Origin of the sequence: Massilia sp. LXY-6 (assembly GCF_051233485.1) — a bacterium.
In the GTDB taxonomy this organism is placed as follows: domain Bacteria; phylum Pseudomonadota; class Gammaproteobacteria; order Burkholderiales; family Burkholderiaceae_D; genus Telluria.
Genome location: NZ_JBKFGF010000017.1, coordinates 33,051 through 44,519, shown reverse-complemented (window position 1 = coordinate 44,519; position 11,469 = coordinate 33,051). Strand labels below are relative to the sequence as shown.

9 protein-coding genes are annotated in these 11,469 nt (G+C 58.2%); all 9 read left to right on the top strand.

Annotation, left to right across the window (positions count from 1 at the left end):
- Positions 1-150 precede the first annotated feature (150 nt).
- Positions 151-2,265 carry a transporter gene (locus ACI48D_RS08860; protein ID WP_435570854.1) on the top strand — a complete coding sequence of 705 codons (2,115 nt, stop codon included), beginning with the start codon at positions 151-153 and terminating at the stop codon, positions 2,263-2,265.
- 74 nt (positions 2,266-2,339) lie between these two features.
- On the top strand, positions 2,340-3,545 hold the full coding sequence (locus ACI48D_RS08855; protein ID WP_435570853.1) for an IS701 family transposase: 1,206 nt from the start codon (positions 2,340-2,342) through the stop codon (positions 3,543-3,545).
- Between the two features lie 233 nt (positions 3,546-3,778).
- On the top strand, positions 3,779-4,447 hold the full coding sequence (gene virB5, locus ACI48D_RS08850) for a P-type DNA transfer protein VirB5 (protein ID WP_435570852.1): 669 nt from the start codon (positions 3,779-3,781) through the stop codon (positions 4,445-4,447).
- Positions 4,448-4,590: 143 nt separating this feature from the next.
- Positions 4,591-5,421, top strand: a complete 831-nt coding sequence (locus ACI48D_RS08845) for a type IV secretion system protein (protein WP_435570851.1) — start codon at positions 4,591-4,593, stop codon at positions 5,419-5,421.
- A 138-nt stretch (positions 5,422-5,559) separates the two neighbouring features.
- Positions 5,560-6,378, top strand: coding sequence for a virB8 family protein (locus tag ACI48D_RS08840; protein ID WP_435570850.1), 819 nt, complete (start codon positions 5,560-5,562; stop codon positions 6,376-6,378).
- Positions 6,375-7,235 (top strand): TrbG/VirB9 family P-type conjugative transfer protein, encoded by an 861-nt coding sequence (locus ACI48D_RS08835; RefSeq protein WP_435570849.1) that lies wholly within the window; start codon positions 6,375-6,377, stop codon positions 7,233-7,235. Before ACI48D_RS08840 ends, ACI48D_RS08835 begins: the two co-directional genes overlap by 4 nt.
- Positions 7,235-8,536 carry a type IV secretion system protein VirB10 gene (gene virB10, locus ACI48D_RS08830; protein ID WP_435570848.1) on the top strand — a complete coding sequence of 434 codons (1,302 nt, stop codon included), beginning with the start codon at positions 7,235-7,237 and terminating at the stop codon, positions 8,534-8,536. Before ACI48D_RS08835 ends, virB10 begins: the two co-directional genes overlap by 1 nt.
- On the top strand, positions 8,517-9,572 hold the full coding sequence (gene virB11 / locus ACI48D_RS08825; RefSeq protein WP_435570847.1) for a P-type DNA transfer ATPase VirB11: 1,056 nt from the start codon (positions 8,517-8,519) through the stop codon (positions 9,570-9,572). The genes virB10 and virB11 overlap by 20 nt, the downstream gene beginning before the upstream one ends.
- Positions 9,565-11,457, top strand: a complete 1,893-nt coding sequence (locus ACI48D_RS08820; protein ID WP_435570846.1) for a type IV secretory system conjugative DNA transfer family protein — start codon at positions 9,565-9,567, stop codon at positions 11,455-11,457. Before virB11 ends, ACI48D_RS08820 begins: the two co-directional genes overlap by 8 nt.
- The last annotated feature ends 12 nt before the right edge of the window (positions 11,458-11,469 follow it).

The window sequence follows — 11,469 nt, the reverse complement described above, 5'->3', positions numbered from 1 at the left end:
GGCTATATACCGCCCGCTGAAGCTGAGGCAAACTACTACCGGCAGCTCAAGATCGCTGCCGATGAAACCGTATTAACTTAAACCAACCAGCCTCCACGATTCCCGGGGCGGTTCAAATCGAAGGGCAACCGCCTCGCGTTCTGGACGACGATGCGTCGCCAGAAAGTCCAGTTCGCGAGCCGCTATACCTTCAAATCGGAGTTCATGCGACGGTTCTCGGCCGCTTATCTCGCCCGCTTCAACACCGGCAGCTTCTTCGAGAACACCTTTTACGTGTCAGTCCTACTCAAGCATGACGATGCGATCGAGGGTGCGGCCGAGCTGGAGGACATCGGCAAGCAATTGATGCAGGCATTGCAGTACTACGATCCCGAACAACTGGTCGCCTACGAAAAGAACGGGATGATGTACTCGCAGGTGTACCAGTTCCTCGGCTGCCTTCTGAACGGGATCGAGGAAGAGATTCCGGTGTCGTCTGCCCCGGCCTGCGAAATCATTCCGAGCTCCTGGCTGCATTGGGGCTATGAGGTGCAGGAGATCCGAGCCAAGGATCGGACACGCTTTGCCGTGTCCTACGACCTGAAGGATTTTCCGGACACGAAAAGCGGGCTGTTCGACAAGCTGCTGTCCCTGCCGGCAGAATTCACACTGACCCAAAGCTTCGTGTGCCTCGGAACGCACGAGGCGCAGGAAGCGATCAAACGACAGCTCAACAAGCTTGAGTCGGTGCAGGACAAAGCCGAGCATCAGAAGAACGAGCTTACCCAGGCACTGGGCTACATCACTTCGGGCGAGCTGGCCTTTGGCGATTATCACGGCGCACTTACGGTCTATGGTCAGACAGTGGACAAAGCGATCAAGGACGGTATCGTGGTCGAAACTTGCTCGCTTACGGATTGCAGTGCGCGCTTCGTCAAGGCGGCGCTGTCGGCGCCGATCACTTACCTGTCGCATATCCCCGGCGCCAAACTGCGGCCGCGTCCGCAGCCAAAGGCAAGTCGAAACCTGGCAGCCGCCTTCGGGATGCACAACTACTCAACCGGAAAGTCCACCGGCAACCCGATTGGAGACGGCTCGGCAGTCATGCCCCTACAGACCGTGTCGGAGTCGCTCTACAGCTTCAACTTCCACTATTCGAAAGTCGGGGAGGACAACACTGGCGAGAAGCTCGCCGGAAACACGATGATCCTGGGCGCCACCGGCGCCGGAAAAACCACACTCGAAACGACAGCTGTCGGGTTCCTGGAGCGGTTCGACAATGGAATCTTTGCACTCGATAAGGATGAGGGTCTGAAAATTTTCATCGTCGCCAAGGGCGGCGTGTACTTCACGATCCGCGCAGGCGAGCCCACCGGCTTGGCTCCGTTCCAGTTGCCGGACACCGAGGAAAACCGCGAGTTCCTGTACGACCTGGTCACGACCTGCGGCCGCGATAACGAGGGCAAGATGTCTGCCGAAGAGAAAGGTCAGATCAAGACTGCGGTGGACGCAGTGCTTGGCTTGCCTGTCGAGTTACGCCAGTTCAGCCGGCTACTCGAGAACATTCCGGACGTTGGCGGCAACTGCCTGGCACAGCGCTTGGCGATCTGGTGCCATGCGCGCGACGGCCGCTTCGCTTGGGCGCTCGATAACGCAGGCGGCGGGAATATCGACATTACCAGCGAGCGCATTGTCGGGTTCGACGTCTCCGACTTCCTCAAGGTCGGCTATGAGCCTACGGAGCCGGTACTTGCCTACCTGTTCCATCTGAAAAAGCTCATGCAGCGCAAGGGCGGCTTATTGGCGACCGTCGTCGAAGAGTTTCACGTACCGGCCCGCTACGCGAGCACTGCCAGGATGATTTTCGATGCACTAAAAACAGGCCGGAAGCGTGATGAATTCCTTGTGTTGGCCTCGCAGTCGCCTGAAGACGCCATCAACACGGACATCTTCGATGCCATCCGCGATCAGACGCCGACCAAGATTTTCCTCCCCAATCCTCACGCGGAATTCGAAAGCTACAAGCGTTGCGGGCTTACCCAAAAGGAGTTCGACAAACTGAAAGAGCTCGACCTGGCTTCGCGCACGTTTCTGATCAAGCAAGGCAACCAATCCTGCTTCGCCAAGCTCGACTTGTTCGGCATGGATGACGCGATCGCGGTCCTGTCCGGCAACACGGAAAACGTGGCCATTTTCAACGCCGTGGTGGAAGAAGTCGGGACCGATCCGGAAGTCTGGATGCCAATTTTCCAGGAGCGCCGCAAAGGTAAGAAGCGGCGTGCCTAATACTACAGTTGTAATTTTTTGAAATTCCATCAATGATCCGTGTCTGACGCATGGATACAGGTTGGAGGTGCGACATGGATACCGTAGTCGAGCAATACAAAGGGTATCGGAGTTCATGGCTGGGGGAACTGGAGGATTTGTTCGCCTATATCGGCTACCGCTTTGGACGGCGCGAGATGCGCGAACGCGCTCTCGATTATTTGATCGGCCTGCTCAGCACAATCGAACGCAAGAATAGCTGGCAATTGGCCGAAGCAGCCGCGCATGCCATGCCGTACAGCGTACAGCACCTGCTGGACCGGGCTCATTGGAACTGCGACGCACTGCGGGATGACCTGGTCGATTACCTGGCTCAGGAACTGGGGGATGATGATGGGGTGCTTGTCGTTGACGAGACTGGGTTCTTGAAAAAGGGCCAGTCTTCGGCAGGTGTGCAGCGCCAATATAGTGGCACGGCCGGGCGAATCGAAAATTGCCAGATCGGTGTATTTTTGTCCTATGCCGGTCGATATGGACATGCGCTGATGGATCGCGAATTGTATTTGCCGCGCAGTTGGGCCGACGACATCCCACGACGGACAATGGCCAAGGTGCCGGCGTCAGTGGAATTTGCGACCAAACCGGAATTGGCGCGCCGGATGATCGAGCGTGCCGTGAAAGCGAAAATGCCCTTTGCCTGGATCACCGGTGACGAAGTCTACGGCGACGACCGACATTTGCGCGTCTGGCTCGAGCAAGAGAATCTGCATTTTGTCCTGGCCGTGGCAAGCAATCAGTATGTTTGGCCCGGCATGCGAGGGGCGTCGACGGTCGCCAAGCTGGTCGAAGCTACTCCGGATCTACAGTGGCAACGGCTGTCGGCAGGCGTAGGCGCCAAGGGGCCGCGATGGTATGAATGGGCCAGCATTCCCCTGCTGTCGTGGAAGATGCCCGGCCAGCGTTCATTGCTGTTACGTCGCAGCCTCGGCGACGGCAAGTTGGCCTATTACGTATGCTACGCCCCCCGTGGCACGCCACTCGACGCACTAGTGCGGGTTGCCGGCGTGCGCTGGACCATTGAGGAATGCTTCGAAGCGGCCAAGGGAGAAGTCGGGCTGGATCAATACGAAGTGCGCAGCTGGCATGGCTGGTATCGACATATCACGTTGTCGCTGTTTGCCCATGCCTTCTTGGCGGCGCTGCATGCGCATGCGATCGACCCGAGTGACATCAAAAAAAAGCATCGCAGCCAGACGATGAGACCGTGGAAAGCACAGCGGCTACCACATATATCGCATTAACCGTTTCGGAAATTCGCAAGCTGCTGTGGCAATTGGCCTGGGCTTGTGCACCGTACTTCGAGGCCGTCATTCAATGGTCGCTGTGGCGACGACGACATCAGGCCATCGCCCGCGCATACCATTACCTAAGGCGCGCCGCTATCAAGAAACTACAACTGTAGTACTAAGCGGGCCATTGCCGGAGCAATAACCTCTTTTCGCGCCTGCGAAAAATTAACCAAAGGACCTTAACAATGAAACGAGTACAGACGATTGGCTGTCGTGCGACTGCTGCGATGGCGATGTTCCTGGCGTCGGGCGCTCAAGCGCAATGGACGGTGAACGTCAATTCCGACATCCCGGCTGCGATCAATCAGGCTCAGACGATGGCACAGTGGGCCAAGCAATACGAACAAATGGTCCAGTCGATCACTCACCTGAAGAGCCAGGTCGACGCCATGACCGGCCCACGTGGCCTGGGTGAGATCCTCAACAACCCAGCGCTGCGCGCTTACCTTCCGGACCAGTGGGCTCCGATCTACGACCAGGTGAAGTACGGGAACCTCAAGGGCTTGAGCGGCAAGGTAGCGGCCATCTACTCGGCCGAAGGATTCGACCCAAACGCAACCGCTGGGCGTAGGCGACAGCTCAACGTGCTTGCCGCGAACAAGGCTATGACAATGCAGGCCTACGACGCTACCCTTGCCCGCGTCAACAACATCAACGACCTGATGAAGCAGGCGAACGCCACCGGCGACATGAAGGCCACTGCTGACCTGCAAAACCGCATGGCCGCGGAGAACGCGATGATCCAGGCCGAGCAGAACCGCTTGAACCTTGCGCTCGAATTGCAGCGAATCGAGGCCCAGCTTGCGACTGAGCAACGCAACCGCGAATTCGATTCGGTGTTCACTAAGCGGTAACTGCTTAGGCTTAGTCGCCCGTTGAGATCGGCGGCATCAACTACGACAATCAAGGACCGATCATGCCTTTCGCGCCTTTTACAAAAGTGTATGACCTGTTCGACCAAGCTGTATCAGGGGTTTTGTTGAACGGGACCGCGAACATGATCACCTTGATCAGCCCTCTGCTGGCCGTGTGTTTCGCCATCTACGTCATGCTGATTCTTGTTGATTACATGCGCGGTGGCGAGAGCGAGCCGATCCTCGACTTCCTTCTCAGGATGGCCGGGTGGGGAGCGATTATCGTCTTCGGGCTGAACATTGACATGTACAAGCTCTACGTGACCCCGCTCGTCAGCGGCCTTGGGGAGGACCTTACGGGAACCGTCAGCTCCAAATACAACTCGGCCGCCGCTCTCGATCAAATGGCAAGCGCCTTTCTCGACAGCTTCCTCGACATGTACGACAAGGCGGATGGCATCAAGCAGGCCATTTTCGCTGCATTGACGATTTTCATTCTGAGCGTTCCAACGTCGATATTCATGGTAATTGCGATCGGCTACATCATCCTGTCAAAAGTGGCGGTGGGAATCCTGGTAGCGGTCGGACCGTTCTTTATCGCGGCCGCGATGTTTCCGGCTTCGCGTGACTTATTCAAAAACTGGACCGCACAGTGCCTGAGCTACGCATTCCTGGTGATGCTGTTTTCGTTTGCGGCGCAGATCGAAATTCAGTTTGTCTCGACCTTGGTGCCAAAGGATTTCGCGTTGGTCGACATTTTCGCCTGCATCCTGACCTGCTGCGTGATGGTCTTCGTGTCCCTGAATCTCCCCAGCCTGGCCGCCGCGCTCGCAGGCGGTATCGGTATCTCCACCATGGTCCGCAAACTGCCCAGGCCGTCCAGTTTGCCGAGGATCGAACCCGGCAAAACCGGGACAAACACGATCGAGCAAAAAGGTCTGGAAGGCGGCGCACTGACCCCTGAACAAAAGTGAGGAAACAATGAAAAGCCTGATCTTGAAGATTGCATGTGTCGCGCTTTTGGTTGGTTGCGGGAGTGCGCCAAAAGCACCTCAGCCCTCGGGTGCCTGGACTCCAGTGAGTCAGCCGTCTCCCGTGAAGGAGTAATTGACATGTCCATCATCGACAAACTGCGCGGGCGGCGGGACCCAGCCCGCGTTGCATCCGGGACCGGAGACGCAGGGAAGCTCCGTCTCGACCAGCTTGGAAGCTGGTATCTCAAGCAAGCAATGGAATTCGAGCAGTCCAAGGTCAACCAAGCCAATGCGTCGCGCAAGCTGGCTTGGCGGTGTGTCGGCGGCACGGCGGTACTGCAGGCCATCACGGCCATTACCTGCGGCGTGGTCGTGCTGACCAACAAGCCGAATCCGCCCGGCATTCTCCTGGTGAACAACGAAACGGGCGAGATCCGGCAACTGCGCACCCTGGCCGACGCTAAGATCAAGCTGACGCGGGCGACCGACCTGTTCAATCTGCGCCGCTATGTTGGATTCCGCGAATCCTACGATTGGGAAACCATACAGGACCTGTTCAACGCCACGGTGCTCTTGTCGAGCCCGGAAGAAGTAACGATCTATAGGGCTCAGAACACCGAGACCAACAGGTTTTCGCCCGTGAAGATCTTCAGTGACAAGGTGCGGGTCATCGCGACCGCCGGCACGGTGTCGTTCGTGGGCAATACAGCACTCGTGTCGTTCTCGAAGAAGTACATCCCGTCGAATGGTGACAAGCCAACCACCGTGTATTGCCAGGCAGCGATCGCGTACAAGTACGAGGATATGCCGATGGACGATCGCGACCGGGGCGTCAATCCGGCCGGATTCAAGGTCACGAGCTACCACGGCGTACGGGACATCACCAAAACCTCGATGATGCTGCCGGCGCCTGGCAGCTACCTCGGGCCGACTAGCTGCAATGGGAGCGAACAATGAAAGCCAAGACAATCGTAGCCGTCTTGTTTGCCACGACTTTCGCGCTGGCCTACGCCGGCCAAGTGATCGCGCCACACGACCCAAGCCAGGGGCGTGATCCGCGCATTCAGGTTGTCGCCTACAGCCCCGACCGGGTCGTCCCGATCTACACCGGCATCGGTAACCCCACGCTCATCGAGTTCGAAAGCGACGAGCAGATTGTCGACACGCCGGAAGGCATGGTCGGCATGGGAGATTCCAAAGCCTGGCAGGTCGGGCCAAAAGCCAACAAGATCATGTTGAAGCCAATGGCCACCCAGCCCGATACCAAGTTGATCGTCGTTACGACCAAGCGCACGTACGCATTTGAACTCATCTCGGTGAAAAAGGATATGCACGTTGCCCCAACGATGATCCTGCGCTTTGAATATCCGGATACCCAAGCGAGGCAGTCCCAGGCCGAGGCTACGAAGCATGAGGCCGTGACGGAGCGGCTGCAGCAGATCGCCGGCAACGCAGCCGATGGCGATGCCGCCGGAGCGCGCATCCGCAATCGGAATTACATGAAGCGCGGCGAAAAATCGCTTTCGCCAAGCCTGGTCGAGGACGATGGCCGCTTCACCTACATGCGCTTCGATTCCACCAGGGAGCTCCCGGTCGTCTACAAGCTGCTCCCTGACGGCAAAGAGGCGCTGACCAACTTCCACATGGATTCTGACACCGGGACGATGGTGATTCACGAGACCGCAGCTCAATTCGTTCTTCGCTACGGAAAAGCCGTGATGGCAATTCGCAATGACGGCTTCAACCCGAACGGTGCACTCGATCGGGCTGGCACCACCCTTCCCCGTACTGTCCGCTTGACGAAGGACACCTAATGAACACGAACGCCATCAACCCTGCCCCTTCGGGCGGAGCGGCCAAGCCAGCGGAAGTGGACAAGGCCGACCGGGACATTCCGCAACTGAACACGAAGCGCAAGACCAGTACCCTATTTCGCCTCGCGATCATTGTCGGCATGGTCGTCATGATCGTGGTGCTCGCGGTCGGTGCGGCGGCCTTCATGCAGCGATTGAAGGAGCGTAAGGCCGAACAAGTTGCTGCGCAAGCTAAAACGAGGCCGACAACGGGTAACGACACAACACCGGACTTCGATTCGTTGAAGAAGCGCATCAAGACCGAGGAAGCAACGACGATGCCGGTGCATCAGATGCCAGCGGGACTGCCACCGCCCGCAGCAGCTCTCGATACAGCGAACCGGAACCGCGGCGCAGGCACTAATCTCGTGGATACGAAAAATATCGGCACCGGCGGCCCTGTAAGGTCCGCGCCGAACAATTACGTGGGCGGGAATGCCGGCGCCTCACCAATGACGACGCAGCCGCCTTCGGAAACTCCGGAACAACGCGAGTTGACGGCGGATCTGCTGGTGGTCGGAGGGACAAAGGGTGTCAGCGCCACGCGGAACACTGCACCGGGTGTCACACCGCAGCGGCCACAGCTTTCGGAACTGCCAAGTGCTGCGCTACGCACGAGCGCATTAGGAGAGCAGCTCAAGCCGACGGAGATTCGCGCAACGTCGGCTACCCGGTACCGCAACCTAGATCTGATGCTGTTGGCGGGGACGACAATTCAGTGCGGCCAGCAGACCTACATCGTCAGCACGAATCCCGGACAGGCCACATGCGTAGTGTCAAAAGACGTGTACTCGGCCAACGGCACGACCTTGCTGATCGAACGTGGCAGCCAGGTTCTGGGCGAACGCCAGCAGCCCCTCCAGCTTGGCCAGGAAGTCATGCCGGTCCTCTGGAACAGGATCGTCACGCCGCCGCCTCACAACGTCGTCATCGACATCAATTCGCTGGCTACCGATGCTCTCGGCGCCTCGGGTTTGCCGGCGTACGTCGACACACACTTCCGGGAACGCTTCGGTGCCGCGATCATGCTTAGTCTCATCAGCGACGCCGGCCAGGCTGCGGTCAACGCGACCAACAACAGCGGCGAGAACACGATCCGGCTCACGACCACCGCCGGTGTCGGCCAGGACCTGGCCAGCAAAGCACTCGACAAGACCCTCAACATTCCGCCGACCGGGTACAGCCTGCAAGGCTCGGCCATCAATATCTTCCTCGCGCGCGACGTAGATTTCGGGAGGGTGTATGAACTTGTCCGCTACTAATTTCACCACGTACGACAAGAGCGTAACGGTGCGCGAAAAACTCAAGCAGGCCGGCATCCAGCGCTTCCTGGACCAGCCGGGCGTCACGGATGTCGCGGTCAACCGGCCTGGCGTCGTGTTCACTGACACGCTTGACGGGTGGGTCAGGCACGAGGTACCGCAGTGCACGCTGCACTTGCTACGCGAGCTGGCTAACGCGGCTTCGATCTATCACGGCGGCACACCGTTGGATCTGCGATCGCCGATCAAGCGCGTCCGCCTGCCGGATGGCCAACGCGGGCAGGTCATGATTCCCCCTGCCTGCACCGAAGGAACCGTGTCGCTGACATTCCGTGTTGGATTCGATGCGCGCTTCTCCCTCGATCAGTATGTCGAATCAGGCCGCCTCTCCGGGTTTCGGGATGTGTCGATGTTCCGCCAGGTACCGGAGGACGTGAGACTGCAGGACTACGAGCTCGAGATCCTGGCCGCCAAGGAAGCGCGCGATATGAAGCGCTTCTTCCAGCTGTGCATTGACCACAAGCTTTCGATCTGCATTTCCGGTACTACCGGCAGCGGGAAGACCACCTTCATGAAGGCGCTCTGCGACCTGGTGCCAGCCAAGACCCGGCTCATCACCATTGAAGACGTGCATGAACTGAGTCTCCCACTGCACGAGAACGCTGTTCATCTGTTCTACAGCGATTTCGTGTCGCCCAAAGACGCGCTGGCGTGCTGCATGCGCGCGAAGCCGGATCGCATCTTCTTGACCGAACTGAAAGGCGATGAAGCGTTCGACTACGTGGCAGCTCTCAACACCGCGCACCCTGGTTCACTAACGACTGTGCACGCGAATAGTCCGTTGGAGGCATACCACCGGATCGCAACGCTCATCAAGCAGAGCGAAGTCGGGCTTACTCTCGGCTGGGACAACATCGTGCGAGACGTCACGACCTCGATCGACGTCACGGTGCAATTTTCGCGGACGCGAATGACGGCGCTGTATTACGACCCGGTCAGACGCGCAAAAGTCATGCGGGGAGATCGCAATGTCTAAGACCACCCGGAAGCTGGTCGACCTCGGCATAGCCCTGCTCGTGCTCGCAGGTCTGGCGGCTGTCGGCCTGTATGCCGGCGGTCGTGTCTTCGCACAGCTGCAGCACTTACCGGCCGATATCGTATCGCTATCCACCCTCCACGACTATTGGATCTCCTACGGCTCCATCAAGCAGGTGAAACTGACTTTGGTCGCCGGTTGGGTCGTGGCGATCCTGACGCCAGGCGTACCACTTGTACTCGTTCTCGTCGGCTTGCTCAGCGGATCGAAGCGCGAACTCTTCGGCAACGCACGTTTTGCCACCATGTCGGAGGTACATCAGGCCGGGCTGCTCGGTGATGAGAGAGCCAAGTGGCCGGCCTTTGTTCTCGGGAAAAAGAATGGTCGGTTCCTATTCTTTTCGGGCCAGCAGTTTGTAGCGCTACGGGCACCGACTCGAAACTTCAAGGGTGTCGGGTGCGTCATCCCTAACTTGCTCACATACCCACACTCTGTCGTTTGTACCGACATCAAGCTGGAGAACTGGACGATTACTGCTGGCTTCCGTGCGCGACACGGGCAGCAATGCTACCTGTTCGCCCCTACAAATGCAGATTTGCGGTCGCACCGCTGGAATATGCTTTCTTACATTCGGTCCGAGTACGAATTCCGGATCGGTGACGTACAAAGCATCGCCGCCATGTGGTGGCCTCTTGGCGGGAAAAACGCCTTTTTTGACGACAACGCGCGGACGCTGTTCCTGGGCCTGACGCTCTATTTGCTGGAAACCCCAGACGAACCGCTGACAATGGCAAACTTGCTGCGCCTGACCACGCCGGCAGATGGCTCCGGCCTTCATGAATGGATCGAGGCGGCGATCAAGAAACGTGAGGAGTCGAACCGCGCTGCGCTACGCCTTTCGCCTGAATGCGTCGATGCCCTGCGCACCTACTCCAAGCAACCGGACAAGACCCGCTCGAACATACTGAGCACGCTCCAGGCGCCGCTGGACATTTTCCGCGACCCACGCATCGCAGCGGCGACATCGGGTAATGACTTTGACTTACGCCAGGTGCGCCGTAAGAAGATGTCGGTCTACCTTGGAATGACAGCCGAGGACCTGATGAAGTACAGCACCTTGATGAATGTGTTTTTCAGCCAACTCATCAATGAAAATGCCCGCACCTTGCCCGAGCATGATGCGTCGTTGAAGTACCAATGTGCGCTGATCGGCGACGAGTTCCCTGCACTCGGCCGCATCCAGATCATTCCAAAAGCGATTGCCTACATGGCAGCGTACAACATGCGGCTGCTGCTGATCTATCAAAACAAAGGCCAGCTGATCGGCAATGAATTGTTGGGCACTGGGTACGGTGAGAAAGGAGCCGAGACGATTCTGACCAACTGCGCGGTCAACCTCATGTACCAGCCCAAAAACCACGACGACGCCAAGGAATACTCGGAAGCCCTCGGCTACGAGACCGTCAAATCCCGTTCGGTGTCGCGCACCGCCGGCAAAGCGGGCGTGAACTCCAGCGACAGCCCGCACCAGCGGGCATTAATGCTGCCGCAGGAACTGAAAGAAATGGGCGTCGACAAGCTGATCATCTCGATGGAGAACTGCAAACCGATCTTTGCGGACAAGATCATGTATTTCAAAGATCCGGACTTCAAAGCCCGCGCTGGGCTGCCGCCGCCTGAGGTTCCGCATCTGCAGATCGTAGTAGTCCAGCACCGCACCCGTCCGCTGACTCAGGACGAAGTGGCAACGGTTGCTCCTGACGACATCCTCAACAAAGCGGAAATTCTGAAGGCCATCGGTGAGATCATCGGCTTCGACTTCGCCTCGTACATTGTGCCGGCAACACCTGGGAACGTTGATGTGAAATTGGCTGAAGCAGCATAACTTGGAGATGGC